The following is a 26,061-nucleotide window of genomic DNA, read 5'->3' on the forward strand; positions in this document are numbered from 1 at the left end:
CGCTGCACGCTAGACGCGAGACGTTAGGGACCGCGCAAGACAATGGCTAAAATTGTCGGCAAACAGCTCACGCCGCGCTGCCGTCACCCCCGCCAGCCACCGCCCGCCTCGGCCCGCGCGCTCTGTCCGGGCGGCAGCACCACGACCATCGAATTGAGCTTTACCCGCTCGTACAGGTCGATCACGTCCTCGTTGCGCATCCGGATGCAGCCGGACGAGATCGCCTGGCCGATATATTCGGGCTGGTTGGTGCCGTGGATGCGATAGAGCGTGTCCTTGTTGCCGACATAGAGATAGATGCCGCGCGCGCCCAGCGGATTGGCGGGTCCGCCGGGAACCCGTGCCGGATACGGTCCGAGCCGCGCCTGGATATCTGCCGTCGGAACCCAGTCCGGCCATTCGGCCAGGCGGCCGACCCGCGCGACGCCGGAGAACGCCATGGCTTCCTCGCCCACCGCAACGCCGTAACGGATCGCCTTGCCGTCAGGCAGCACGAAATAGAGGTAACGGGCGTCGGTATCGACGAGGATGGTGCCGGGCTGCTCCTTGCGGTGATAATCGACGATGTGACGGAGATATTGCTCGGGCACATTCGCCTTCGCGTAAGGCGTATGCGCGAGCAGCTGCCGGTCGCGCGGCGTCATGCTCGCATCGCTCGAAGGTGAAAGCGTGGTCTGCATGCAGCCGCCCAGCGGCAGCAAGGCAATAGCGAATAAAGCGATTAAAGATTTTGGCACCGCCGGCCCCTCTAGCGGATAGCACCCCCAGCATCGCCAGATGTTGCCAAAATCGTGCTGAAAACAAGGCAACGAGGAACACGTGCACGTGTTTGACAACTTCGGTTCCATCACCACAAACGGCGGAAGAGCGTCGCATCATCTCCATCCCCTCGCCTTGCTTTGGTCAAACCCGGCTGGACTCGTGCGTCATGCGCCGGGCTCATCGGATTTAGGTGGGCTCCCCTCGACAGATCGGCTCGCGCCAATGCGAGCGACCAGGACGTAACACCGGGCCTCAACGCCTGGGCTTCAAAGGAGCTGCGATGCTCGCGACGCTGAACCCCAAGCAAATCGTCGATGAGATCGTGAAGGACACGGTCAAGGACAACGATCCGCACGACGCGATTCAGATTTCGCCCGACATCGTGCTGGCCTCGCGCCCCATCAGCGTTGCACCCGCGTTGGCGCCTGACGTCACGACCCGTCCGGAGCCGAAATTCGCGCCGCCGCCCAAAATCGCTCTTGAGCCCAAGCGCTCCCTGGAGCCTCGCTTCGCTCCGGTCTCAGAGCCGCCGGCGGCGGCGCCGCCCTCGGTCGACACGGCCGTACGGGTCACGGCGAGCGATGATCATGTCCGGCCGAAGCGATCGGCAATGCGCAAGTGGCTGCGCGGTGCGTTCGTCACGTTTCTGTTTGCGGGAGGAAGCGCGGCCGCCACCATCGCCTGGGAAAGGCACGGCGATACGGCCAAGCAGATGCTTGCCGAATGGACGCCTGCTCTGGCGTCGCTGACGTCGCTGCTGCCCTCGGCATCGCAGACCGCCGCGCTCGCCCCGGCGCAGGCCGCGGCGCCCGCGCAGCAGGACGCGCCGCCCGCAGCGCAAGCGGCGACCGATCAAGCCATTGATCAATCGGCCGCGCCGCCTGCGGAGCAGGTTGCAGCGGTCGTGCCTGCGGCAACCGCTTCCGATTCAGCACAGTCGGTGCAATCGATGACGCGCGACCTCGCCGCGATGGCGCAGCAGATCGAGCAGCTCAAGGCCAACATCGCCGAACTGAAGGCTGGACAGGAGCAGATGGCGCGCGAGATGGCGAAGCCGCCCGCACCGAAACCGGTGGCCGAGGCCAAGCCGGTCGATCCGCGCACGCGCGCAGCCGCACTGCCGCCGAAACCTCCGGCGCCGCCGGTTCGCAAACCGAAGCCGGCCGTGTCGCAAACTTACATGCCGGCTCATTCGCCCCAGCCGCTCGCACCGCCGCCGCCGCCGTCGCAAGCTGCCGCTGTCCCGCCGCCACCTGTCACCCCGACGCAAGCCGTTGCCGATGACGACGGCCCGATCGTGCGTCCGCCAATGCCGTTGCGCTAAAGCATGATCCGGAAAAGTGCGCAGCGATTTTCCGAAAAGATCATGCTTAAACAACAATCTAAAGCGCGATGACGATTCATCCTAATCGCATCGCGCTTTAGATTCGCGCGGCAGCGTCGCACACGCTGTCCGAGTCGATGTGATGGGTTGAGTCCGGGCAATTACGGGAGGCGATATTTCACGCTCAAGAGAAAAGGCCGTCGGGATCTATGCCGGCGGCCTTCTCTTGCAGCTGCCGGTTCCCGGAGCCCGGTTCTGCTGCAATTCCATGCCTTATGATTGCGCCACGTATTTAATAAACTCTTAACGGCCCCGCAGGCTGCACATCATTTCTGCGCCATAAGCACAGAGATTGCGCGGCCCGTTCATTCGATAGATATCGACTCAGTGCTACGATCCGGACGTGTCGAGATTTCCATTGAAGATTTGCTTTTAAAGCCGGGTCGTCACATCGGGGAATTCGGATGCCTTACTACTCCTTCGATCTCGTGGTTGGTGAAGAGTTCAGGAACCAGGGCGGAATCATTCTCGAGGACATCGAGGTCGCCTCCGATCGCGCCGATCAACTCGCATGCGAGCTGTCGCAGGTGAAACCGGAGCTGCAGCAGAAGGGTTGCGCGGTGCGCGTCACCGATCGCGATCACAACGAGCTCTATCGCACGCCGCTCGATCCGGTGCCGGCCTGGCGCCGCTGACTTAGGCGTCGAGCGCCGGCGGCTCGAACCAGTTGGTCAGCGCCAAGCCGCCGTCGACGACGAAGGCCGCGCCGGTGACGTAGCCGGACAGCTTGTTCGACAGCACCGTGAGCGCCATCGGTGCGAGGTCGCTCGCCTCGCCGAGACGCCCGAGCGGAATGTGCCGCGCCAGCGCGGGATCCGCAACGAACCCGCCGGCCGCGATCGCACCGGGCACCAACGCATTGACGCGGATGCCGTAGCGGCCGAACGTCCTGGCCAATTCCTTCACCAGCATCGCCAACCCCGCCTTCGCCGTGGAATAATGCGGCAGGTTGCGCGGCGTGCCTGCATGCAGCGAGGTGAGAAACAGGAACGAGCCCGGCCGCTTCGCCGCGATCAGGCGCTTGGCGAGCTCGCGCCCCAGGTGAAAGCCGGCATCGAGATTGACGGCATGCATCTGCTGCCAGGTCCTGCGATCGACCGCGAGCGCATGGTCGGCCTCGCGCCGCGGCGGCGACGCGCTGTGGACGAAATGCGTGATCTCGCCCAATGCCGTCGTCGCCGCTTCGAGCAACGCCTCGCATGCGGCCGGTTCGGCGAGATCGCCGACCCAGGGCACGGCGAGCTCGGGCCGCGGGCTGGCGCCGATCGCGGCACTCACCCGCCCGGCATCGACGTCGGCGAACACGGTCCGCACGCCCTCGCCGACCAGAGCCTGCGCGATGGCGCGGCCGATGCCGTTGCCCGCGCCAGTCACGAGCGCCGTATCGTGGGTGGGATCGAACGGTGCGCTGAACAGACTCATGTCGCTCTCCAAGGCGGGGCCAGCCACGATAGCGCACTCCAGCAGGTTGCAACAAATCCGCCTCGGCACCATTGCGGAGCCGCGCGCCGGACGCTAGCCTCTCGAAAAATCGGAGGAAAGACCAGGATGCGCTACGGTTTGCTGATCGCTGCCCTGTTGCTGAGCGCAGCTCCCGCCCAGGCCCAGGACCAAGCTAAGGACCAGGCTAAGGACCACACACGCTCGACCTATGTGACCCTGATGCTGCAGGCCTTCGCCGCCAAGGTTCAATGCCCGGGCACGGACGTCGTCTACCAGGACCTCGTGCAGAGGGCGGAACAGATGCACCTGCCCGAGGGCACCACCGAGAAGGTGCGCAAGGCGATTGCCTGGATGCACACCGGCGGCAAGATGGGCGAGAAGCAGGATGACGATCTGATGGCCGAGGTCGCGGTGGCGACCCAGGCGACAGATCTCAACCAGCGGCGCCTCGGCATGCCGAGCTGGTGCGAAGTGCAGAAGACCAACCTCGCCGGCCTGATCCGCGCCAAGGGCGGTTAAAAAGGGCGGATGACAAGGACGTGTTAAGCACGCGGCCGGGAGATCGTCCGTCGGCAAACAATTGTCACAATTCTGGAAAGCATGCGAGGCCTCTTCGAATTCGAACAGGAACCTCTCATGCGGATGATCCATGTCGTTTTCGCCGGCACGCTCGCGGCCGCCACGGTGCTGACCGGCCCTGTGCTGGCGAAGAATTCAGACAGCCAGAAAGCCGAGGGCAATTCGCCCTCTTCCGGGTGCAGCGCGTATCAGCAAGCGCCTGACGGGACCTGGGAGCCACTGCCCTGCAAGGAGGCAGGAGACCGCAACCCGTCGCAAACCCGCCGATCCCAATCGCACGGAACCGAACGCGACGGCCGTTGACGCAGCTCGTGCTGCGGCGGTCAGCCCTGGTGGGGTCCACGCATGATCTTCATGGCATCGGCGATGTGGCGCCATTCCCTGGCCTCGTCGCCCTCGCCGCGGCTCTCGCAGGCCTGGGCCTGCTCGGCCGCCTTCGCGATCGCAGCAAAACCGTGCTGCTCGAGCATCTGCCGCGCAACGGTATGGACCTGGACCTCGGACATCATGGGCGCTCTCCGTCTGACGAAACCGCGAGGGCATGGCTCGGCGCTCCGCGGTTTTCGGTAACGACTTCGCCGCAGGTCCCGTTCCGCCCGCCATCGATCACATTGGCTGGCCGGGAGCCGGAGTGACGCGAACGACAAAGGCGGCCCGCTATGCCCAGCGGACCGCCTTCTCACTCACCCCAAAATGGCTTGTCTCAGCCGCGATCCCTACGCGACCGCGGCTTTCTTGCGCTCGAAATCGTTGGGCACCTCGATATCGACCTCCAGGGTCGACACCTCGTCGCCGCGTTCGAGCCGGACGATGACCTTGGTCGGATCCAGCGTCACGTGTTTGGAGACGACGGCAAGGATTTCCTCACGCAGCACGCCGAGCAAATCGGGCTGGCCACGCATTCCGCGTTCATGGGCAAGCAGGATCTGCAGCCGTTCGCGCGCGACGGGTGCAGAGGCCTTGTTGCCGCGGAGAAGCCGAAGCAGACCCATGCTCATGCCGCCCTCCGTCGCAGCAGGCGATCCATGAAGCCCTTGCGCTCGGTCGGCACCTGCATCGGCACGGTGTCGCCGCACAGCCGGCGTGCCGCGTCGATATAGGCCCGCGCCGGTGCGCCGTCGGCATTCGACAGCGTGACCGGCGTGCCGACATTGGAGGCACGCAGCACATCCTGGCTCTCGGGGATGATGCCGAGCAAGGGCGTTGCGAGGATCTCGAGGATGTCGTCGATCGTCAGCATCTCGCCGCGCGCGGCGCGCGAGGGATCGTAGCGGGTGATGAGGATGTGCTTCTCGACCCGCTCGCCCTTCTCGGCCCGCACGGTCTTGGAATCGAGCATGCCGATGATGCGGTCGGAATCGCGCACCGAGGACACTTCCGGGTTGGTGACGATCACGGCCTCGTCGGCGAAGCGCATGGCCATGGAGGCGCCGCGCTCGATGCCGGCCGGGCTGTCGCAGATCACCCAGTCGAAGCGCTCGCGCAGATCGGCGATGACCTTGCCGACGCCCTCCTCCGTCAGCGCGTCCTTGTCGCGGGTCTGGGAAGCCGGCAGCAGCCAGAGGTTCTCCAGCCGCTTGTCGCGGATCAGGGCCTGCGGCAGCTTCGCCACGCCCTGCACCACGTTGATGAGGTCGAACACGACGCGGCGCTCGGCGCCCATCACGAGGTCGAGGTTACGCAGGCCGACGTCGAAGTCGACGACGACGACCTTGTCGCCGCGCTGCGCCAGCGCCGCTCCCAGCGCGGCGGTGGTCGTGGTCTTGCCGACCCCGCCCTTGCCTGATGTCACGACCAGTACCTTGGCCATCTCAATTGTCTCCTTCTGGTCAGTTCAGCGCGGTAATTCGCATAATGTTGCCCTGCAGGAAGGCCTGGGCCGGCCGACCGCGAAGCGCGGCGTCGATATCGTCGGCGGTCTGATAAAACCCATCGATCGCAAGCAGTTCGGCTTCGATCTTCTGGCAATAGATGCGCGCGCTGGTGTGCCCATTGACGCCCGCCATGGCGCGGCCGCGCAGGGCGCCATAGACGTGGATCGAGCCGCCGGCGACGACCTCCGCGCCGGAGCCGACCGAGCCCAGGATGGTGACGTCGCCGTCCGGAAAGATCACGGTCTGGCCCGAGCGCACCGGGTTTTCGAGCAGCAGCGAGGATGACTTGGTCTCGGACTTCGCCTCGGGCTTCTTGGGCGCGGTCGGCTCGACCACGCAGCTGCGCCCGCCCGACAGCAACGGCGGCATCATGGGCGTGAGCTTCGCCTCCTCCACGCCCTCGATGCCGAGCACGCGGATATTGCGGTCCTGCAGGCTGGTGAGCAGATGGCCGATGCCGGACTGGCTGAGATCGACCGAGGACAAATCGATCACCACGGGCCGGCCGGCAAAGAAACCGGGCGAGCGCGCAATGGTGGCGTCGATCTCGTGCAGCCAGTCCTGCACCGGAACCGTCGGCGTAAACACGAAGGCCACGTAGGAGCGCCCGCGCAGGCGCACCATTTGGCGTTGAGGTTTGACTGCAGCCTCCATAACGGCCGACTCGTTCCCTGTTATTGAATGGTTAACGATGCGGCGGATATGGTTAACGGCCGGTTAATTCTCCGTGGGATTACGTGGGGAGATGGGGGTAGAAAGCGCCGGTCTCGTGTCCCGGACGCGCTGCAGCGTGCAACGCTGCTGCGCAGTGCCGGGACCCAGACCTCCCGGATCATGCACTCGGCAAAATGGGCCCCGGCCCTGCAGCGGACCGTCAAGGACGCTGCGCTGCGTCCGGGGCACGGGTAAGAGCGAGGCACACCCTCTCCACATCCTTGCGAGGCGCCCTTGGGACGAAGCAATCCAGACTGTCTCCGCGGAAAGATTCTGGATTGCTTCGCGGAGCTTGTCATCGGGCCGCGCTTCGCGCGGACCCGTTGGCTCGCAATGACGAGGAGAGAGGCCCCCTACTTCTTCACCTTGCTCGCATCCATCTTGATGCTCGGGTCCAGCATCTTGGTGGTGAACGCGGTCGTGACATCGAACGGCTTCTCCATGCCGAGATAGGTCTGGACCAGCTCGTAATCCTTCTTCATCCGCTCGCCGTCGATCCAGCCGAGACCCTTTGTCGTCGTGAACTCGTCCGTCATCAGGAATTTGATGCGCTCCCACTGGCGCTCCTGGTTCGCCTTGTCGAGCCCGGAGACCTGGTCGAGCAGCGCCTTCAGGCACGGCGTGACGTCGGCGACGCAGGCCGCAAAGGCCTTCTGCGTGACGCGCACGAAGTCTTCCACGACCTTCGGATTCTTCTGCAGGTACGCGCCATTGACGATCAGCGAATTGCCGTAGGGATTGAGTCCGATGTCCTTCCAATTGACGTAGCCGAGGTCGGGACCGAACTCGATCACCTTCAGATCGTGCTCGTTGTAGAAGTCGCTGATGATATCGACGGTATGGCTCTTCAGCGCCGCGATCTTCGCGGTCGGCCCGACATTGACGAAGCCGACGGAGTCGGGGGCAAGGCCTGCAGCCTTGGCGAAGGCCGGCCACATCACGCGCGAGGCATCGCCGGGCGGATTGCCGATCTTGTGGCCGGCGAAATCCTTTACCCCGTTCACGCCATAGCTCTTCAGCCAGTAGAAGGTCTGCCCGGTGTTGGCGTAGACGCTCATCACCGCGACGGTGTCGGCGCCCTTGCTCTTGGCCACCAGCATGGTGGCGAGATCGGCGACGCCGAACGGCGAGCCGCCGGAGCCGACCTTGGCGGCGGAGACGCCGGAGCCCTTGCCGGTCTCGATCGTGAGATCGATCCCCGCCTTCTCGTACCAGCCCTGCGCCTTGGCGTAATAATACGGCGAGTGATCGGCCGTCGGCGTCCAGTTGAGGATCAGGTTCACCGCCTCGCCCGCGCTCGCCGGCACCACCGGCAAGCCGAGCATCAGGGCCACAACAGCCGCCTGCAAACGCTTCATCGCATCTCTCCTCATGCCAGCGACCCGGCTTGTCGCTCTCCCCTTGTGCAGATACCAATGCAACAAGCCCGCCCTCCACTTGTCAACTGTTTGGTTGGAAATGCCCGCAAAACGATCTGGCGACACCGTGCCGCAGCGCCGCGATCCCGTCGCCACCCGCAACAAGCTGCTCACCGCGGCGCGCCTGGAATTCGCCCGGCACGGCTTTGCAGGCGCACGCGTCGACGAGATCGCGATGCGCGCAGGCGTCAACAAGCAGCTCGTCTACCATTATTTCGGCGACAAGGACGCGCTCTACCTCGCCGTGCTGGAATGGGTCTATGAGGACATTCGCGAGCAGGAGCGCAAGCTCAACCTCGAAGGCCTGCCGCCGGAGAAGGCGATCCGCAAGCTGATCGAGGCCTCGTTCGACCATCTGGCCGCAAACCCCGATTTCATCGTGCTCTTGAACGACGAGAACCGCGGCGGCGCCCGCCACGTCCGCGGCTCGACGCGGCTGGAAGCGATGCATTCCCCGCTTGTGAAGAGCGTTTCGCACATCCTCAACGAAGGGGTGCGGGCGGGCGTGTTCCGCAAGGGGATCGATCCGGTCCAGCTCTATATCTCCATTGCCGGCCTGTCCTATTTCTTCTTCTCCAACACGCCGACGCTGTCGGCGATCTTCGGCAAGGACCTGTCGAGCCGCGCCCAGCGGCGCGCCCGCCGCCGCCACGTCGCCGACCTGGTGCTGCAGTCGCTCCGACCATAATCAACCAACTGGTTGAAACTTTCCCAGAACGCGGCTAGGCTCGCGACCTGCGGCCGCGTTGCCGCGGCAACAGGGAGCCATCGGTGGCAGGAGACAGGGCCCGCATCCCGCGCAGCTTCGCGATCATCCTGATCGTGCATCTCGCCGTGCTCGTGCTCTGGCAGGTCGCGGTCGACGCCTTCCAGGTCCCTAAATTCATCCTGCCCTCCCCGCTGGCGACGATCCAGACGCTGGGCACCGCGGGCTATGCCTGGGGCGCCAACACGCTGGTGACGGCGGTCGAGATCCTCGGCGGCTTCGCGCTCGGCGCCTTCGTCGGCGTCGCGCTGGCCGTGATCTTCAGCTGGGCGCCGCTGCTGAGCCTGGTGCTGCTGCCGCTGTTCGTGACGCTGAACATGATCCCGAAGGTCGCGCTCGGCCCGCTCTTTATCGTCTGGTTCTCCTACGGCATCGTGCCGAACATCCTGATTGCCTTCAGCATCTGCTTCTTCCCGATCCTGCTCACCACCGCGCGCGGCCTGCGCGAGGTCGAGCCGGATCTGCTCGATCTCGTCAAATCGCTACGCGGCTCGCGCTGGATCCTGTTCCGCAAGATCCAGCTGCCGGGCTCGCTGCCTTACATCTTCTCCGGCATGAAGGTCGGCGCCATCCTGGCGGTGGCCGGCGCCATCGTCGGCGAATTCATCGCCTCCGAGCGCGGGCTCGGCTACCTCATGATCCAGGTGCAGTCCTCGCTCGACACGCCCGCGATGGTGATGGCGGTCGTGCTGCTGACGCTGCTCGGTGTCGCGCTCTACGGCCTCGTCCTCGCCCTCGAACGCATGTTCGTGGTCGGCGACGCCAGACAGACCTGATAACGGCAGACCTTAAGGACCCAATCCATGCTGCTCACCCGCCAGACGCTGCCGAAGATCATCCCCGATGTCGCAGCCCTCGACGACCTCTTGTGCCGGCCGACGCAGGCGCTGATCGACGACCTCAAAAAGGTCGAGGGCGACATCATGATCCTCGGCGTCGCCGGCAAGATGGGCCCGACGCTCGCCGGGCTTGCCAAGGCCGCTGCGCCCGATCGCCGGATCATCGGTGTCGCCCGCTTCAGCGACGCGGGCGTGAAGGACTGGCTGCATGCGCGCGGGGTCGAGACGATCAATTGCGACCTGATGGACGAGACGGCGATTGCGGCGCTGCCGAAGGCGCCCAACATCGTCTTTATGGCCGGCCGCAAATTCGGCGCCGAGGGGGATCTGTCACTGACCTGGGCGATGAATGCGCATGTGCCCGCCTTGGTGGCACAGGCCTTCCCGTCCTCGCGCATCGTGGCGTTCTCGACCGGTTGCATCTATCCCTTCGTCCCCGTCGACGGCAAGGGCTCGACCGAGGACATGGCGCCGAATCCGCCCGGCGAATACGCGCAGTCCTGCGTCGGCCGCGAGCGCATGTTCGAATATTTCTCGCGCAAGCTTGGAACGCCGGGGCGGCTGTTCCGTCTCAATTACGCGATCGACATGCGCTACGGCGTGCTGCACGACATCGCGACGAAGGTGCTCAACGGCGCGCCGATCGACGTCAGCCTGGGTCATGTCAACTTCATCTGGCAGGGCGATGCGTCCGCGCAGGCGCTGCGCTGCCTCGCTCATTGCACGGCGCCGACCTCGCCGATCAATGTCAGCGGCCACGAGATCCTGGCGGTGCGCGATCTCGCCCAAAAGTTCGGCGCAAGGTTCGGCCGCGCGCCGGTGCTGACGGGCAAGGAAGAGCCGACGGCCTGGCTGACCGACACGTCAAGGGCGGTCGAGCTGTTCGGCCTGCCGGTGGTTGATACCGAGCAGCTGATCGCCTGGACCGCCGATTGGGTCGCGCGCGCCATGCCGAGCCTCGGCAAGCCCACCAAATACGAGGTGCGCGATGGGCGCTACTGAGGCTCCGCCGGCCCTCAAGCTCGGCGTGCAGGACGCGATCGCGGGGCTGGCGCTCTCGACGGAGGCGCACTGGAATCAGACCGAAGAGGACTGGCGCATCTTCCTGCGCGACGGCATCGTGTTCGGCATTCGTGACGGCGCGCGGCTGGTCGCAACCGCCGCCCTGCTGCCCTATTCCGGCAACAACGCCTGGATCAGCATGGTCTTGGTGTCGGCAACGCATCGCCGCCGCGGCCTAGCAACACGCCTCGTCGATGCGTGCCTGGACACCGCACGCAAGAACGGCCTGACGAGCTGGCTCGACGCTACGCCCGACGGCGCTGCCGTCTACGGCCCGCTTGGGTTCACGCCAACGCTGCAATTGCGCCGGCTGAAGCTGGCGAGGCCTGCGCGAGCGGAGGCGCCTCCATTGTCGTTAGCGACGCTCGATGCGCTTGCGATGCGGGATCGGCGCGCGAGCGGCTTTGACCGGACCGCGCTCCTCTCCGCCTTCGCCCAGCGTCCCGGCTCGCGCATCGTCGGCACCGACGGCGCCATCGCGCTGCTGCGCGACGGCCGCACCGCCCGCCATATCGGCCCGTTGTTGGCTGACGATACCGCGGCAGCCCTGGCTTTGGTTGACTCGATCGTGCGGTCGGAGACCAGTCCGCTCCTGCTTGACGCCGTCGCCTCGCAAGCCGCGTTCCTGGAAGGCCTGACCGCCTCCGGCTGGACCGTCGAGCGCCCGTTCCAGCGCATGCGGTTCGGCCCCGCCACCGTCACGGGTAAGGAATCCCCATTCGCCGTCGCCGGCCCCGAATTCGGATAGGACATCATGCACCACAGCCAGATCAACAGCGACGTCCGCAGGCTGATCAATGAGGGCACTGTGCTGCCGGCGCATCCCCTCGCGCTCACCGCCGAACGTCAGCTCGACAAAAAGCATCAGCGGGCGCTGACGCGCTATTACATCGACGCAGGCTCAGGTGGCCTCGCAGTCGGTGTGCACACCACGCAGTTCGCGATCCGCGATGTCGGCCTCTACCGCCCCGTGCTCGAGCTCACCGCCGAGACCGCGGCAAACTGGACCAGGCGTCCGCTGGCGATGGTTGCGGGCCTCGCCGGTCCGACAGCGCAGGCGGTCGCCGAAGCCTGCACCGCGCGCGACATCGGCTATCACGCCGGCCTGCTCAGCCTCGCCGCGATGAAGAGCGCCTCCGAGGACGAGATCATCGCGCATTGCACGGCGGTTGCAGCCGAAATCCCGCTGGTCGGCTTCTATCTCCAGCCGGCCGTGGGCGGCGTCGTCCTGTCGAGCCGGTTCTGGCAGCGCTTCGCCTCGATCGACAACGTCATCGCGATCAAGATCGCGCCGTTCAACCGCTACCGGACGCTCGACGTGCTGCGCGGCGTTGCAGCCGCCGGCGCGCTCGACCGCGTCGCGCTCTACACCGGCAACGACGATCACATCCTGCTCGATCTCACCTTGCCCTTCGACCTGCGCGACAACGGCGTCACCACCCGCACTTACTTCAGGGGCGGCCTGCTCGGCCACTGGTCGGTGTGGACCGCGACCGCGATCAAGCAGTTCGAGCGCTGCAAGGCGGCACGGCACAAGGACAGCGTGCCAGCCGATCTTCTCGCACTCGATGCCCGGGTCACTGACTGCAACAGTGCTTTCTTCGATGTCGCCAACAATTTTCACGGCTGCATTGCCGGCTGCCACGAGGTTCTGCGCCGCCAGGGCCTGATGCAGGGCCTGTGGTGCCTCGATCCGAACGAGGGCCTCAGCCCCGGCCAGAAGGAGGAGATCGACCGCGTCACGCGCGATCACGCCGACCTCGGCGACGATGACTTCGTCGCCGCGAACCTGAACAAATGGCTGGCATGAGCCCAGATCCCTTCATCAGCCTGCAGGGCGTCCGCAAGGTCTATCGCAGCGGCGGCGCCGAGTTTCTGGCGGTGTCCGACGTCACCATGGACGTGCAGGAAGGCGAGCTCGTCTCGCTGGTCGGCCCGTCCGGCTGCGGCAAGACGACGGTGATGAAGATCCTGGCCGGCCTGCATGGCGCCGACGGCGGCACCGTGCGAATAGGCAATGCCAGGAGCCCGTTCGATCCGACCCGTGACATCGGCATGGTGTTCCAGCAGGCGCTCCTGCTGAAGTGGCGGACGATCCTGGACAACGTGCTGTTGCCGGCCGAGATCGTCGGGCTGCCGATGAAGGCGGCGCGCGAGCGGGCGCGCGACCTGCTCAACCTGGTGGGGCTCGCCGGCTACGAGCACAAATATCCGCAGCAGCTGTCCGGTGGCATGCAGCAGCGTACCGCGATCGCGCGCGCCTTCATTCACGATCCCAAGCTGATCCTGATGGACGAGCCGTTCGGCGCGCTGGATGCGCTGACGCGCGAGCAGATGAACCTGGAGATGCTGCGGATCTGGCGCGAGAGCGGCAAGACCATCATCTTCGTCACGCATTCCATCCAGGAGGCCGTGTTCCTGTCCTCGCACTGCGCCGTGCTGACGGCTGGACCTGCGAAGATGGCCGATTATTTTCCCATCGACCTGCCCTTCCCGCGCGACCTTCCGCTGAAGACCACCGATGCGTTCGGCGCCTATGCACGGCGGATTTACGCGAAGCTGGGATTGGTGACGGCGTAATTCGCCCACCATTGCCAAAGAAGTGCGAGAACGTGGCACGGCGCAAGCGCGCCTTTGCCCGCCCTACGAGAGTATGGCGCGGCGTGGTCACCGCGCCCCTCACGTCAGGTCTTGTTGCGCATCTTGCTGAGCAGGTAATTGTCGTAGAAGTTTTCCGCGATCTGCGTGTAGAACAGCAACTCCTTCATATACGCGTCGTGGCTCTCCTTGGTGCGCTTGAACAGGTCGCTCTTGGCGGCGAGCTCGTTCAGATGGTCCTGGGTCGCGTTGTAGCAGGCCTCCAGCACCGGCTGCGGGAACGCTCTCAGCTCGGTGCCGTTCGCGATCAGCCGCTTCAGCGCGCCCGGATTGACGCTGTCGTATTTCTCGACCATCCACGCCCCGGCCGCCGAGCCTGCCTGATTGACGATCGCCTGGTATTGCTTGGGCAGCGAATTCCACTTCTCGTCGTTGACGATCATGTGCAGCATGGCGCCGCCTTCCCACCAGCCGGGGAAGTAGTAGTACTTGGCGACCTTGTAGAAGCCGAGCTTCTCGTCGTCATAGGGACCGACGAACTCGACCGCGTCGATCGTGCCCTTCTCCAGCGCCGGATAGATGTCGCCGCCCGCGATCTGCTGCGGGACGACCCCGAGCTTTGCCAACACATGGCCGCCCATGCCGGCGATGCGGAATTTGAGGCCCTTGAGGTCGTCGACGGTCTTGATCTCCTTGCGGAACCAGCCACCCATCTGGGTGCCGGAATTACCGCAGAGGATCGCATGGGCCTTGAACGGCTTGAGCGCCTCGTTGGTGAGGTCGGCGCCGCCGCCGAAGTGCCACCACGATTCCTGATGGCGATGGTTCATGCCGAAGGGCGCGCCGGTGGCATAGGCCAGAGCGGGCTCCTTGCCGATGTAGAAATAGAGCGGGGTCTGCGCCATCTCCACCGAGCCGGTGCTGACGGCATCGAGCGCCTGCAGGCCCGGAACGATCTCGCCGGCGCCAAAGGTCTGAATCTGGAATTTGTTGTCGGTGGCCTCCGCAACGTATTTCGCGAAGGTCTGCGCGGTGCCGTAGATGGTATCGAGCGACTTCGGGAAGCTCGAGGTCAGGCGCCATTTGATCTCGGGCGTGCTCTGCGCGATCGCAGGTGCAGCAACCAGCGTCGTCGCGCCGGCAACCGCGCCGCCCTTGAGGAATGTACGGCGTTTCATGATGGGCTCTCCTGAAAGTAAGTTTCAACATACGGCTTGCGGCAACAATCTTCGCGGATCGTTTGCCCGTTCCTGCAGCGGAGTTCAAGCTGTGCGGACAAGGCCCGCAGGCCTTCAGAGCAGCTTCGCGCTGACGAACAGCGCGCGCACGGCGTTGGTTGCCTGCACCGCCAGCATCGCATTACCGGCAGCGCCTTCCAGGGCCGCGACGGCGTCCTCGTGCAGGGAGCGGAATTCCATCCACTCGACCGACTTGAAGTTGGTGAGGAATTGATAGGCCTGGCCGACAGTCGCGATCGCCAGCGTGTCGCCGTTCAGCTTGATCTTGAACGTCGTACGCAGCGGGGTCTCGGAACTTGATGGATCGCTCATGGGCTGCTTCTGGACGATGACGGCTTAACGAAGGGGAAACGGCAGCCCTGCCCTGGCAGGCAAGAATATCAGGAATCGGTGCTCGCGCGCCGCGAGGCGGTCGTCGCCCCGCTCAGGCTCGGCACCACGACCAGGCGGTTGAACTCGCCGTTGTCGTAGGCTTTGAGGAAACGATCATGCTCCTTGATCGAGACGCAGCCGTTGGAATCGCCACGCGGCCCGAGCAGGTAGCCATGGGTGAGGAGGCCGACGCGGCCGAGCGCGCTGGTGCCCTCGGTCGGCGTCAAGCGCAGCGCGCGGGTGCCGTGGAACAGCTTCTCGCGCGGCTTCAGATCGTAGATCGCCGGCGGGGTCGCGCCGACCATGCGCTGATCGACATGATCGGGGTCGTCCATCAGCGCGCCCATGCCGGAATGGGCTTCCAGCGCGACGCCGCTCGGCAGGTAAACCGCCTTGGCCTTGATGTCATAGACCGCGGTCCGCGAATCGTAGCCGAGGGCGGCGAGATCCGGCGCCTTGCCGAACAGGCCGTCGCCGGGCGTCAGCGACGCCAGCCGGATCTTGTCGCTGAATTTCTCGAAGAAGTTGCGGTTGTCGGCCCTGGGATTGGTGGTGTCGGCATAGGCCTGGCTGGAGGCGATCTGGGCCGAGAGGTCCGCCTGAACCGGGCGCGAGCGCGGCATCGGGATGGCGTCGGCATGCTGCGAGGCCCTGGCCTCCTCGGTCAGGTGACGGTCGTCGTCGGTCAGGGTCGAACGCCAATCACCGCCCTGGAGCTTCTGCGCCAGCATCGCCTTGGCGTCGCGGAGCTTGAGCTGGACCGCATTCAGGGCAGAGCGCTCCACCGTCCGCAGCCCGAGGTCCCGGGCCGGCGGATTGCCGGACGCCGAAGCGAAGCGGTCCTCAAAGGAAGGGGTATTGGCCGGCGGCAGGGCGGCGGAGATCAGCGCGCTGGAATCGCTCACGCTCGAAGCTCCGATGTCCGCGACCCAGGCGGCGGCACCCAGCGCCAGCGCGACGGCAGCCAGAGACAGCAAAACGCGCTCGGCCCGCCCCATAGGGCGGCGCGGCAACAGCCTCTCGGCGCGTGCGCGGTCGGAAACCATCAAATCCCCAAATCGATCCCCCGGGGGGGCCCAACCCCCACCCGGAGACTCTATATCAGCTACCACATTGGGAGCCAAAAGTTAGGCATAATCGCGGCCGGCAAGGGCCCGACAAGGCATCTCTGGGGTATCCAATGACCGATCCTTTCGATCTCGAGCGCTTCGTCCGGGCCCAGGACCCGGTTTTTCGCGCCGTCGAGGCCGAGCTGGCCCGGGGCCGGAAGCAGACTCACTGGATGTGGTTCGTCTTCCCGCAAATCACCGGCCTCGGCTCCAGCGCCATGTCGCAGCGCTACGCCATCGGCTCCCGCGCCGAGGCCAAGGCCTATCTCGCCCATCCCGTGCTCGGGGCGCGCCTGATCGAATGCACCGGGCTCGTGCTTGCCGTCCAGGGGCGGAGCATCAACGCGATCCTCGGCGCGCCGGACGACGCCAAATTCCGCTCGTCGATGACGCTGTTCGGCGCGGTGTCCGATGAGCCCATTTTCGGCGCCGCCCTCGCCCGCTATTTCGCAGGCGAGAGCGATGCCGCGACGCTGGAGATCCTGTCGCAGCTGGACCGGCAGGCCTGAAGCCTGTGATCCACGCCCCTGGCGGGTAGCGGCGGAGAGCGTAAACCCGGGATTAACGTCAATTGCCTATCGTCCGAGCAAAATAATTCTCCGTTATTTGCCGGACAGATCATGAAAATCGGTACGCTCCTGACCACCGCCATCGTTTCGCTCTCGACCGTGGGCGGCGGCCTCGCCGTCTACGTCGCCGTGACCAGGTACCAGACGATGGAGCGCATCACCGAGGCGCAAGGCCGGCTGGCGATCGTCCGCGCCGTCAGCGACATCCCGCGCTACCTCAATCCCGAGCGCGGCTTTTCCACCAACATCCTTTATGGGCCGGCCAGCATCGACCCGGCGCTGCTCGCCGAGCAGGACAAGCTGCGCAAGCAGACTAACGGTGCCCGCGACAAGATGAACGCGCTGCGCAAGGAGCTGCCCGGCTCGTTCGACGACGGCGCGGCCATCGGCAGCAATATCGACGGCATCAGTGCGAAATTCACCGCGCTGCGCGAGGCCATCGACAAGGCGCTGGCAGGCCCAGTCGAGGCGCGCAAGGACGCGGCCAAGAAGATCGTCGCCGACAACGTCGTGCTCAACAGCGGCGTGACCGCGCTGCTCAACGAGCAGGTCCGCCGCATGGCGATCCTCAACGGCGACGCCTACCGCCAGGCCAGCTACGCCAACATCGCAATGACGTTGCGCGACGTCGGCGGCTTCAATTCCAGCCTGCACAAGAATCTCGTCGGCGGCAAGAAACCGGCGACCGACGCCGAGAAGGCCGACATTGCCCGCTCGCAGGGCCGCAACGATCAGATCGTGATGTCGCTGCAGGAATTGCGCGGCAATCCAACAACGCCGGCGAACGTCGCCGCCGCGCTCGAGAAATTCAACGCGAGTTACGTCGAGGAGTTCGGCCGCGAGCTCAAGCTGGTCAAGGACGGTGCGATCAGCGGCAAGTACGAACACGACATGGAGACCTATTACGCCGCGACGCAGCGCGGCCTCAGCACCATCATCGAGGTCCGCGACGCGTTCTATGACAATGCCGAGCAGATCCTCGCCGGCGCCTCCTCCGCCGCCCGCACCAGCTTCACCATCGCGCTTGCGGGCCTTGCCGCCGTGCTGATCGCGAGCATCGGCCTCATCGTGATGGTCCGCCGCCGCGTCTGCGCTCCGATCGTCAACCTGACGACGCGGATGTCGCGGCTTGCCGAGGGCGAGGTTGCGGACGGCATTCCCGGCGCCGAGCGCTCCGACGAGATCGGGGCGATGGCTGCGGCCGTTCAGGTCTTCAAGGACAACATGATCCGGGCCGACCGGCTCGCGGCCGAGAAGCAGGCCGAGAGCGACGGCAAGATGCGCCGCGCCCAGGCACTCGACGAGCTCACCCGCGCCTTCGAGGCCAAGGTCAGCGAGCTCGTCGGCGGTCTGTCGCAGGCGTCCTCGACCATGGAAAGCACCGCGCAGTCGATGACCTCGACGGCGGCTCAGACCAACAGCCAGGCCGCGGTCGTCGCCGCCGCCTCCGAGCAGACCTCGACCAACGTGCAGACGGTCGCCAGCGCCACCGAGGAGCTGACCTCCTCGATCTCCGAGATCGGCCGCCAGGTCGCACAAAGCACCGAAATCGCGGCCCGCGCCGTCGACAACGCCCGCCGCACCGGCGACACCGCACGCACGCTGGCCGAGGGCGCGCAGAAGATCGGCGACGTCGTCACGCTGATCCAGAGCATCGCCGAGCAGACCAACCTGCTGGCGCTGAACGCCACCATCGAGGCCGCCCGCGCCGGCGATGCCGGCCGCGGCTTTGCCGTGGTTGCCTCCGAAGTGAAATCGCTGGCGGGCCAGACCGCCAAGGCGACGACCGAAATCTCCGAGCAGATCGCAGCGATCCAGACCGCGAGCGACGAGACCGTGGCCGCGATCCGCAACGTCGCCGACGTCATCGGCGAGATCGACCAGATCGGCACCGCGATCGCCGCGGCGATCGAGGAACAGGGCTCGGCCACCAAGGAGATCGCCCGCAGCGTGCAGGAAGCCGCCCGCGGCACTCAGGAGGTCAATAGCAACATCTCCGGCGTGCAGCGTGCCGCCGACGACACCGGCGCGGCCGCGCGGGAAGTGCTGGTCGCCGCCGAACAGCTCTCGACCCAGTCGCGCGATCTCGCCGGACAGTTCGACCGCTTCCTCGGCGAGGTCAGGGCGGCGTAGGAGCGGATTGGTAGCCCGGCTCGCGCCGCGCACCATCCGGGCTACGGCACCTCTTCGCAGCGAACGCCATCAATAAGGCGGCGGCTTGCGTGCCCGCTGCGCTTTCGCCGCTTCAATCCACCACGTCAGATCGTCGACGAAGCGCGGGAACGAGCGCTCCAGCGCCTTGCCGCCCTCGCCGATCGGCTCGCCCTCGGCCGACAATGTCTGCGCGATCGGGCCGACTCCGATGGTGCTCGACACCACCACCATGCCCATCTCCGACAGCGTACCGTGCCAGGCGGTTGCGGCGCGCGCGCCGGACAGCCGGCCGGCCGAATAGCTCACGATCGCGGCCGGGCGCCAGAACCATTCTTCGAGGAAATGGTCAGTGAGATTCTTCAGGCCGGGCTGGATGCCCCAATTGTATTCGCCGGTGACGAACACGAAACCGTCGGCGCCGCGGATCTGTCCGGCCAGCTTCTCCATTGCCTCGGGTGCTGCGCCTTTGGGATATTCCTTGTACATGCGGTCGAGCATCGGCAGGCCGATCGCCTTGGCGTCGATCAACTCGACGTCCTCGCCGCGGCTGCGCAGACCATTGATGACGAAATTCGCAAGGCGGATGCCCATGCGATCGGCACGGTAGGAACCGTAGAGGACGAGAATGCGATGGCTCATGACGCGACGGTAGCACGAAACCGGCGGCCGGCTCCACGCCATTTATCAGACTAACGCCCGCGCCCGCGCTCCAGCGTTTGCGACGGCGTCTCACCGAACTGGTCGCGGTAACTTCGGGAGAAATCGCTGAGATGCCAGAAGCCGAAGGCAAGCGCCACGGCCTTGACGCTGTCGGCGCCAGCGAGCAGCCGCCGGCGCACCAGCCACAACCGGCGCAGGCGCAAGTAACGGTGCAGGCTCATGCCGCGATAGCGGCGGACGATGTCGTGCATGGTGCGGACGGACAGTCCGAGCTTGCGTGCAATTTCATCGCTGTAGATCGCGTGCGAGAGATCATCGGATAAAATCGCGCGGATCTCCCGGAATATCCTGAAGTTTCGCTCGTCATTGGGGCGCAGGGTCCAGCGCACCGAAACGACATCCATCAGCGCGTGGTCGACGGCTCCGAGCAGAGATTCCTTCATCGCTCTCGCCTTGAGGGGAAGATCCGCCGGCTCGACGGGCTCTGAAGCTGCGGCCATGACCTCGCGCACAACACGGCGCAACCTGTCCAGGCCGGCCGCGCTCGTTTCGAAGATCTTGAAGCTCCGGGAAGCTCTTGGCCAGCCGCGGTCCGTCACTTCCGGCCTGAAAATCACCGAGGCGATCTGGCGCTGTACTTCTTCGACGATGGTGTAGGCCGCGCCCCCGCTGCCGATGACAATCGCCGGACGCGCGCGCTGCGAACCATTGAAGCGAATGGGCACGTCAAGGTCGTCCATGTTGAACCCGACCGCCGTGCAATTCTCGACAAGCTGCGCGTCGACCACGCGCGGAAACGCGGTCGTCAGATTCACGTCGCAGCCGGGCAACGACAGAATGATCTGCTCGGCCGAAATGCTCCGCACGAAAGGCGTGAATTCTAAGTCCAGGCCGCGGATGGCATACCGAAATTCATCGACGTCTGAAAAGCGAAATATCCTGGGTGCCAACCCGGGCACGTCATAAATGCTGTTCATGGCGGTGCGAAACGCTGCGCCGCAATATTGGCGCGCGTCCGGCGGCGGTGCCGGGTCCCCTTCCTATTCGATTTTGCGTCTGACCAAGAGAATCAATCTTGACGTGTCTTCGGCAGTTGGCGAAGGCACGATTGCAAGGACAAGCCGCGACGTCAGATCTCGCCGAATTTCGATAGCGATTTTCGGGAATTCGGCGCTAAGCACTACCTGAATACTCGATCCCTAAAATTCACATTAACGCCCTTAGGATGCAATGAGACCCATTGCATCGTCAAAGTCATTTCAATTCAGGCCCCTGCCATGATGGCAAATTCGCCTGCTGATATTCTGGTTGAATTGGAAAACGCGGTCGCAACGTGTCCGCTGAACCGTTGCGACCGTATTCTCCAGGGCATTTTGCAGCTGCTCACCGGCAGCCGTGACCGGTCGCAGGAATTGCTGGCCAATGTGGTCGACGGCGTCCTGCTGCGGCTGGTGGAGCGGGTCGAGGCCACGGCATTGATCCAGCTCGGCGCGGCCCTTGCCGAGCTCAAGGTGGCTCCGCCGGAGACCTTGCGACGCCTTGCCTCACACGATGATCCTGATATCGCGTGTCCCGTTCTGCTCAAGTCGCAGGCCCTGTCCGCGTCCGATCTCGAAACAATCGCAATTTCAAGCAGCGAACGGCAGCAACTCGCGATCGCCACCCGCGCATTCATCGAGCCGCCATTGACCGAGACGCTCATCAGGCACGGCGGCCGCACCGTTCACCTTGCGCTGATCAGCAATGCAGGGGCAGGGTTCTCCGAGGCCGCCTACGTTGCGCTTGTCGAGAGATGCGCGAGCGATGACGAACTCACGAGGGCCCTGGCACTCAGACCGTCCACGCCCGACCCGGTGCTGCGGAAGTTGCTCGCGGCATCGCCGCCCCCCAACGTTCGCGCGGCGCCGAAAACTCCCTCCGTCTCGCCTCCTCAAGCAGGCGCGCCGACCGCACAGAAGCTGCCCAGCGCGGCCGCCTATGCAAGCGCGCGGCCGGAGATCGTCGCGCTCAACCGCATCGGCAAGCTGAACGATTCCACGGTGAACCGCTTCGCGATCCGCGGCGAGACCGCCAATTTGTTCACGGCGTTGTCGGTGCTTTCGGGAACTCCCATCGAGATCGTCGAGCACGTCATGACCGACGACGATTGCGAAGGCCTGGTCATGGCCTGTCGGGCTTCGCGGCTGAACTGGCAGACCACGGTTGCCATCCTGAGCAACCGCAGAGGGACCAGGCTTTCCTTTGCCGAGCGCGAGCGCGCGCAACACCTTTTTGAGTCACTGCTTCTGTCGACCAGCCAGTGGACGGTGCGCTGGGGAGAGATTGCCGCAAACGCCAAGGAGAGCTGTCGCGGACATCGCGGCGCGAAAGTGGGGGTCAGCCGATGAAGTTCGATGGTCGAAAGGCATCTCGCGTGAAGATGGACCACCGCCAACCCGTCAACCTGATGGGCTCCGACGGCACATGGCGGCGCAGTTGCGTTCTGCTCGACGTGTCGCAAACGGGCGCGAAAGTCGAGGTCGAGGGCACGCTGGACGTGCTCCAGGCCAAGGAATTCTTCCTGGTGCTGTCGTCCACCGGACTCGCCTATCGGCGCTGCGAATTGGTCTGGATCGACGGCACCACGGCCGGTGTTCACTTCGTCACGGCGGACGGCAAGAAGAAGCCGGTGAGCGCACCGCAAGCAAAGACGCAGACCGCCCCAGGGTAATTTAGCCGACAGTTCATCCCACAATCCAGGACATCGCGAGTCAAGCCGTGCAGAACGCGCGAACCATGCTCCGCCACGCCAACCCGGCCGGCATCGGCGAGAAGGAACCGGCCCGCTCGTTCGTGCACGTGCTGGCCGACAGATCCGACAAGCTGGCCGGCGTCTGCTCGATGCTCGAGGAGCGCTTCGCCGTCGCGGGAGAACGGCTGGATGCCGAGGCCAAGCTCTCGCAGGTGCCCTCTGCCATCATCATCCGCGCGGACATGCGCGACATCGACAATATCGCGGCCATCAAGAAACGGGCCCGCAATCTCGCCAAGGCGCCGAAGCGGATATTTCTCCTCGAGCACAGCTCTCACGTCGGTATCTCGCAGGCCTACGCGCTCGGGGCGACGCTCGTCCTGCCCGGCACAATCAACCGATCCAGGCTGCTGGCGGCCCTGGCCGATCCGGCGGACCCGTCTCTCGCATCGGGCGAGACGGCACAGTCCGATACTGCGGTCGAGGCCGCAGCAACCGCGATCGCCTCGATGTTCACGGCGGTCACCCTTGGTCAGCCGCTCGACGTCGATGGCACCAAGGAGGCCGGCCGCCAGATCGCCAACCGCATTGCCGAGCGAGGTCTTTCGGAATGGCTCGCGACGGTAAGGCGACACCACGAAGGAACCTACCAGCACTGCCTGCTCGTGACCGGCGTCGCCATCGACTTCGGCCTGAGCCTTGGTGTCGGTCGAGCCGATCTGGAGCGCCTCTATTCGGCAGCCATGTTCCACGACATCGGCAAGGCACAGATACCGCTCGCCATTCTCGACAAGCCGGGCAGCCTCGATGCGGAGGAACGGGCTCTGATCGAGACCCATCCGGCCGCAGGCTACGCGTTTCTGAAGGAGCACGACAAGATTTCACCGGAAATTCTCGATGCCGTTCGCCATCATCATGAGTATCTCGACGGCAGCGGCTATCCCGATGCACTCTGCGCCGAGAGCATTGGCGACATCGTGCGGATTCTGACGATCTCGGACATCTTCACGGCGCTGATCGAGCACCGGCATTACAAGCCGACCCTGCCGCGCGCGGAGGCCTACAACATCTTGTGCGGGATGAATGGCAAGCTGGAAAAAGCGCTGGTCCGCTCCTTCAGGGAGGTCGCGCTGACGCGGTGAGCGCGACCGACTCGCACGCTCCTAATGCGTTGCGCGATAGCTGGCGCGGCGCGGGATGGACCGGCACGCCAGCCCATCGGCCAGCAGCTTCATGTCCTCGTGCCGGCCGCTGCGTATCAGCCGACCGAACTCTTCAGGTGTGAAAGGAAGACTTGGATCTTCATCGATCGGGCGCCGCAATCGCGGGCCGAAGAAACGCCGAACCAGGCTAGCCAGCCGCCGCATGTCAATTCCCTCGCGCCAGCAACAAACCTCTCACCGGACATATTGTTCCTCCCGCACCTTCGAGATTGCAAGAGGCCGCTTGGGGCTCCGCACCAAAAATTTCGCCAGAGAATAATCTCCTCTCGGACACGCTAGTCGGCAAAACCAACGTAGCGTACAAACTCCTGATTGTGCTCGCGATCCGAGCGCACCGCGTTTGCGGCAAAGCCGTCGTCCGGATAGCCCATCGCGACGCATGTCATGATGACCTCGTCCTCCGGAATCTTCGCGACCTCGCGCACGATGTCCGAGCGCATGATGCCCTGCCCGTTGATCACCGAGCCGAGGCCGCGGTCCCACGCCGCGAGCACGATGCCGTAGCAGAGCGCGCCGAGATCGAAATGGCAGACCGCGCCGGGATCGAGCACGCGGTCGTAGGTCAGGACCAGCGAGACCGGCGCGTCGAACTGGCGGAAGCCGCGCAGCACCCAGTCCTGCCGCATCGGCTTGTCGTCGCGCGCGATCCCCATCGCGCCAAACAGCTTCTTGGCAATGTCGACCTGGCGCGTGCGGTGCACGCCCTGATACTCGCCGTGGCTGACGATGTCGCGCTTGACCTTGGCGCCGCCGACCATTTCTTCCATGTTGCGGCGGCGCACCTCTTCGAGCGGGTCGCCTGTGAGCACGTGGACATGCCAGGGCTGGGTGTTCATCGATGACGGCGCGCGCTTGGCGCTCTCGATGATCGCCTCGATCACCGCGCGCGGCACCGGCTCCTTCTTGAAGCCACGCACGCTGCGGCGCGACTGGACCAGCGTTTCGAATTCCACCTCGCAGAACCTCCCTGCCACTTCATCCGCCGGCGCGACGACACGAGGCCGGTTGCCGATGCGGCGCGCAAAATCTATGCTGACCCGCAAGCAAGACCAAGAACCCTGCAAGAAGCTTGGAGGAGCCGCCATGGCCGCGCCACTCGATCCCGTCATCGCCGAGATCATCCCGCTCATGCCGATGCGCGATCCCACGGTCATGACGCCACAGAGCGCCCGCGATTCCTTGCGTGCACTGGCTGCCTCACGCGCGGCCATCCCGCCGCCGCCGGTCGATAGCATCGAGGATATCAAGGTCAAAGGCGGCGCCGGCCCGCTTCCCGCGCGGGTCTACCGGGTCGGCACCACGACGGCGCCGACCGTGGTGTTCTTCCACGGCGGCGGCTGGGTCGCCGGCGACCTCGAGACCCACGACCGGCAGGCGCGCAACCTTGCGATCGAGACCGGCGCCGTCGTTGTCTCCGTCGACTATCGGCGCCCGCCGGAAACGCGCTTTCCCGGTGCGTTCGAGGACGCCTTTGCCGCAGTGAGTGACGTCTTCAACCGCCTCGCGGAATTTGGCGGCGACGCGCAACGCCTCGGCGTTGCCGGCGACAGCGCCGGCGGCAATCTCGCCGCGACCACCGCGATCGCCTGCCGCGACGCCGGCATCAAGCTCGCCGCGCAATTGCTGGTCTATCCCGTCACCGACGTCCTCGGCACCTACGCCGACGAACGCGAGAATGCGCGCTATCCTTCGCGCGCCGAGAATGCCGAGGGTTACTTCCTGACGCGTGCCACGATGGAATGGTTTTGCGGCCATTATCTCGCCGATCCCGGCCATGCCTCCGACTGGCGTGTCTCGCCGCTGCGCGCAACATCCCTCGCCGGTGTCGCCCCTGCGGTCGTGACCACCGCCTGGTTCGATCCCCTGCGCGACGAGGGCGCCGCCTATGCGCGGGCACTGGAGGCGGCCGGCGTGCGGGTCAAGCACCATGAGGGCCCCGGACTGATCCACGGTTATTTCGGGATGGGCGACGCCTCGGACGTCGCGCGCGCCGAGGCGCAAGCCGCCCGGGCCGACTTCAAGGCGCTGCTGATGCGTGGCGCGTAGGGTGCGTCAGGCGCTCCGTGCTCGCTGCGCGCCGGTGTGCCCCCAGGTCTCGTCCCAATCCTGACCGGCGGCGTCGACGACGCGGCCGTCGGCTTCGAAGAACTTGTTCGGCACCTGGAAGATCGCGAGGATCAGGGCCCCGTCCGGACACCACGCGGCATGCCGGCTGCCCGCCTCGCGCCAGATGAACTCACCGGCCTTGCAGGCGATGCCCTGGGCCGGCCCCTCCTTGTCGACGAGCGCACCCTCGATCACCCAGCTCTGCTCGATACCGACATGCTCGTGGTCGGGCAGCACCGATCCCGGCGCAAACCGCATCAAGGCGGTCATCAGACCCGTGCGCCGGTCGAACAGCAGCGTTTTGGCCTCGCACCCCGGAAAACGGGTTCTCTGCCATTCCATGTCCTGCGGCCGAACCAGGTGAGAATGCTGGTCGGCGGCTTCCTGGTGTTTCGGGATCACGGCGTCCATCACGATGCTCCATCCAGCTCAGCTGACCCAGCCTAGCAGGATTGCCCGC

General features: G+C 65.3%; 30 protein-coding genes. 16 read left to right on the forward strand and 14 right to left on the reverse strand.

Features of this window, described 5'->3' with window-relative positions; all coding sequences use genetic code 11:
• Positions 1-83 precede the first annotated feature (83 nt).
• Positions 84-680 carry a L,D-transpeptidase gene (locus tag K410_RS0121175; protein ID WP_049820283.1) on the reverse strand — a complete coding sequence of 199 codons (597 nt, stop codon included), beginning with the start codon at positions 678-680 and terminating at the stop codon, positions 84-86.
• 362 nt (positions 681-1,042) lie between these two features.
• On the opposite strand from K410_RS0121175, the gene K410_RS0121180 reads away from it, so the two are divergent.
• A complete protein-coding gene (locus K410_RS0121180; protein WP_028136726.1) occupies positions 1,043-2,086 on the forward strand; it encodes a hypothetical protein in 1,044 nt (347 codons plus the stop codon).
• 464 nt (positions 2,087-2,550) lie between these two features.
• Positions 2,551-2,781: a DUF6894 family protein gene (locus tag K410_RS0121185; RefSeq protein ID WP_028136727.1), complete on the forward strand. Its 231-nt coding sequence runs from the start codon at positions 2,551-2,553 to the stop codon at positions 2,779-2,781.
• Between the two features lies 1 nt (position 2,782).
• Here the strand turns inward: K410_RS0121185 and K410_RS0121190 are convergent, their stop codons facing one another.
• Positions 2,783-3,568 (reverse strand): SDR family NAD(P)-dependent oxidoreductase, encoded by a 786-nt coding sequence (locus K410_RS0121190; RefSeq protein ID WP_028136728.1) that lies wholly within the window; start codon positions 3,566-3,568, stop codon positions 2,783-2,785.
• Between the two features lie 126 nt (positions 3,569-3,694).
• Between K410_RS0121190 and K410_RS0121195 the strand changes: the two genes are divergently transcribed.
• Together K410_RS0121195 and K410_RS0121200 are read left to right on the forward strand one after the other, a co-directional pair.
• Entirely contained in the window at positions 3,695-4,108 is a 414-nt protein-coding gene (locus K410_RS0121195; protein WP_028136729.1) for a hypothetical protein, read from the forward strand.
• A 117-nt stretch (positions 4,109-4,225) separates the two neighbouring features.
• On the forward strand, positions 4,226-4,471 hold the full coding sequence (locus tag K410_RS0121200) for a hypothetical protein (protein WP_028136730.1): 246 nt from the start codon (positions 4,226-4,228) through the stop codon (positions 4,469-4,471).
• Positions 4,472-4,491: 20 nt separating this feature from the next.
• Here the strand turns inward: K410_RS0121200 and K410_RS0121205 are convergent, their stop codons facing one another.
• The 5 genes from K410_RS0121205 to K410_RS0121225 all read right to left on the reverse strand — a co-directional run bounded on the left by K410_RS0121205 (position 4,492) and on the right by K410_RS0121225 (position 8,114).
• Positions 4,492-4,677, reverse strand: a complete 186-nt coding sequence (locus tag K410_RS0121205; protein ID WP_028136731.1) for a hypothetical protein — start codon at positions 4,675-4,677, stop codon at positions 4,492-4,494.
• A 207-nt stretch (positions 4,678-4,884) separates the two neighbouring features.
• Positions 4,885-5,166 (reverse strand): cell division topological specificity factor MinE, encoded by a 282-nt coding sequence (gene minE, locus K410_RS0121210; RefSeq protein WP_028136732.1) that lies wholly within the window; start codon positions 5,164-5,166, stop codon positions 4,885-4,887.
• The gene (gene minD, locus K410_RS0121215; protein ID WP_028136733.1) at positions 5,163-5,978 is read right to left on the reverse strand and encodes a septum site-determining protein MinD; all 816 of its coding nucleotides are present in this window, start codon (positions 5,976-5,978) and stop codon (positions 5,163-5,165) included. Before minD ends, minE begins: the two co-directional genes overlap by 4 nt.
• 19 nt (positions 5,979-5,997) lie before the next feature.
• The gene (gene minC / locus K410_RS0121220; protein ID WP_028136734.1) at positions 5,998-6,696 is read right to left on the reverse strand and encodes a septum site-determining protein MinC; all 699 of its coding nucleotides are present in this window, start codon (positions 6,694-6,696) and stop codon (positions 5,998-6,000) included.
• Between the two features lie 413 nt (positions 6,697-7,109).
• Entirely contained in the window at positions 7,110-8,114 is a 1,005-nt protein-coding gene (locus K410_RS0121225; protein ID WP_028136735.1) for an ABC transporter substrate-binding protein, read from the reverse strand.
• A 100-nt stretch (positions 8,115-8,214) separates the two neighbouring features.
• Here K410_RS0121225 and K410_RS0121230 point away from each other — a divergent pair, with 100 nt between their 5' ends.
• From K410_RS0121230 to K410_RS0121255, 6 genes are all read left to right on the forward strand, one after another.
• Positions 8,215-8,862: a TetR/AcrR family transcriptional regulator gene (locus tag K410_RS0121230; protein ID WP_028136736.1), complete on the forward strand. Its 648-nt coding sequence runs from the start codon at positions 8,215-8,217 to the stop codon at positions 8,860-8,862.
• An 83-nt stretch (positions 8,863-8,945) separates the two neighbouring features.
• On the forward strand, positions 8,946-9,716 hold the full coding sequence (locus K410_RS0121235; RefSeq protein ID WP_028136737.1) for an ABC transporter permease: 771 nt from the start codon (positions 8,946-8,948) through the stop codon (positions 9,714-9,716).
• 27 nt (positions 9,717-9,743) lie between these two features.
• Entirely contained in the window at positions 9,744-10,781 is a 1,038-nt protein-coding gene (locus tag K410_RS0121240) for an NAD-dependent epimerase/dehydratase family protein (protein WP_028136738.1), read from the forward strand.
• A complete protein-coding gene (locus K410_RS0121245) occupies positions 10,768-11,589 on the forward strand; it encodes a GNAT family N-acetyltransferase (protein ID WP_028136739.1) in 822 nt (273 codons plus the stop codon). The genes K410_RS0121240 and K410_RS0121245 overlap by 14 nt, the downstream gene beginning before the upstream one ends.
• A gap of 6 nt (positions 11,590-11,595) precedes the next feature.
• On the forward strand, positions 11,596-12,651 hold the full coding sequence (locus K410_RS0121250) for a dihydrodipicolinate synthase family protein (RefSeq protein WP_028136740.1): 1,056 nt from the start codon (positions 11,596-11,598) through the stop codon (positions 12,649-12,651).
• Positions 12,639-13,421 carry an ABC transporter ATP-binding protein gene (locus K410_RS0121255; protein WP_028136741.1) on the forward strand — a complete coding sequence of 261 codons (783 nt, stop codon included), beginning with the start codon at positions 12,639-12,641 and terminating at the stop codon, positions 13,419-13,421. Before K410_RS0121250 ends, K410_RS0121255 begins: the two co-directional genes overlap by 13 nt.
• Positions 13,422-13,525: 104 nt before the next feature.
• On the opposite strand, the gene K410_RS0121260 is transcribed toward K410_RS0121255, so the two are convergent.
• From K410_RS0121260 to K410_RS0121270, 3 genes are all read right to left on the reverse strand, one after another.
• Entirely contained in the window at positions 13,526-14,617 is a 1,092-nt protein-coding gene (locus tag K410_RS0121260) for a TRAP transporter substrate-binding protein (RefSeq protein ID WP_028136742.1), read from the reverse strand.
• A gap of 114 nt (positions 14,618-14,731) precedes the next feature.
• Complete coding sequence (locus K410_RS0121265; protein ID WP_024338019.1) at positions 14,732-14,989, reverse strand: hypothetical protein; 258 nt, start codon at positions 14,987-14,989, stop codon at positions 14,732-14,734.
• A gap of 68 nt (positions 14,990-15,057) precedes the next feature.
• Positions 15,058-16,026: a DUF2778 domain-containing protein gene (locus K410_RS0121270; RefSeq protein WP_028136743.1), complete on the reverse strand. Its 969-nt coding sequence runs from the start codon at positions 16,024-16,026 to the stop codon at positions 15,058-15,060.
• 203 nt (positions 16,027-16,229) lie between these two features.
• Here K410_RS0121270 and K410_RS0121275 point away from each other — a divergent pair, with 203 nt between their 5' ends.
• Both K410_RS0121275 and K410_RS0121280 read left to right on the forward strand, forming a co-directional pair.
• A complete protein-coding gene (locus K410_RS0121275; RefSeq protein WP_028136744.1) occupies positions 16,230-16,667 on the forward strand; it encodes a DUF1810 domain-containing protein in 438 nt (145 codons plus the stop codon).
• Positions 16,668-16,778: 111 nt separating this feature from the next.
• Positions 16,779-18,860: a methyl-accepting chemotaxis protein gene (locus K410_RS0121280; RefSeq protein ID WP_028136745.1), complete on the forward strand. Its 2,082-nt coding sequence runs from the start codon at positions 16,779-16,781 to the stop codon at positions 18,858-18,860.
• Between the two features lie 69 nt (positions 18,861-18,929).
• Here K410_RS0121280 and K410_RS0121285 read toward each other — a convergent pair whose 3' ends face one another.
• Positions 18,930-19,520, reverse strand: coding sequence for an NADPH-dependent FMN reductase (locus tag K410_RS0121285; protein WP_028136746.1), 591 nt, complete (start codon positions 19,518-19,520; stop codon positions 18,930-18,932).
• Positions 19,521-19,570: 50 nt separating this feature from the next.
• Positions 19,571-20,518: an AraC family transcriptional regulator gene (locus K410_RS0121290; RefSeq protein WP_028136747.1), complete on the reverse strand. Its 948-nt coding sequence runs from the start codon at positions 20,516-20,518 to the stop codon at positions 19,571-19,573.
• 300 nt (positions 20,519-20,818) lie between these two features.
• On the opposite strand from K410_RS0121290, the gene K410_RS0121295 reads away from it, so the two are divergent.
• The 3 genes from K410_RS0121295 to K410_RS0121305 are packed head-to-tail and all read left to right on the forward strand — an operon-like array spanning position 20,819 to position 23,414.
• Positions 20,819-21,928 carry a DUF2336 domain-containing protein gene (locus K410_RS0121295; protein ID WP_028136748.1) on the forward strand — a complete coding sequence of 370 codons (1,110 nt, stop codon included), beginning with the start codon at positions 20,819-20,821 and terminating at the stop codon, positions 21,926-21,928.
• Positions 21,925-22,251, forward strand: a complete 327-nt coding sequence (locus K410_RS0121300) for a PilZ domain-containing protein (RefSeq protein WP_028136749.1) — start codon at positions 21,925-21,927, stop codon at positions 22,249-22,251. The genes K410_RS0121295 and K410_RS0121300 overlap by 4 nt, the downstream gene beginning before the upstream one ends.
• A gap of 47 nt (positions 22,252-22,298) precedes the next feature.
• Positions 22,299-23,414, forward strand: coding sequence for an HD-GYP domain-containing protein (locus K410_RS0121305; protein ID WP_028136750.1), 1,116 nt, complete (start codon positions 22,299-22,301; stop codon positions 23,412-23,414).
• A 356-nt stretch (positions 23,415-23,770) separates the two neighbouring features.
• On the opposite strand, the gene K410_RS0121310 is transcribed toward K410_RS0121305, so the two are convergent.
• A complete protein-coding gene (locus K410_RS0121310; RefSeq protein ID WP_028136751.1) occupies positions 23,771-24,448 on the reverse strand; it encodes a nitroreductase in 678 nt (225 codons plus the stop codon).
• Positions 24,449-24,578: 130 nt separating this feature from the next.
• Here K410_RS0121310 and K410_RS0121315 point away from each other — a divergent pair, with 130 nt between their 5' ends.
• The gene (locus K410_RS0121315) at positions 24,579-25,541 is read left to right on the forward strand and encodes an alpha/beta hydrolase (RefSeq protein ID WP_028136752.1); all 963 of its coding nucleotides are present in this window, start codon (positions 24,579-24,581) and stop codon (positions 25,539-25,541) included.
• Between the two features lie 6 nt (positions 25,542-25,547).
• Here the strand turns inward: K410_RS0121315 and K410_RS0121320 are convergent, their stop codons facing one another.
• On the reverse strand, positions 25,548-26,012 hold the full coding sequence (locus K410_RS0121320) for a cupin domain-containing protein (RefSeq protein ID WP_028136753.1): 465 nt from the start codon (positions 26,010-26,012) through the stop codon (positions 25,548-25,550).
• Positions 26,013-26,061 lie beyond the last annotated feature (49 nt).

Source organism: Bradyrhizobium sp. 22, from assembly GCF_000482425.1.
Classification (GTDB): Bacteria; Pseudomonadota; Alphaproteobacteria; order Rhizobiales; family Xanthobacteraceae; genus Bradyrhizobium; species Bradyrhizobium japonicum_B.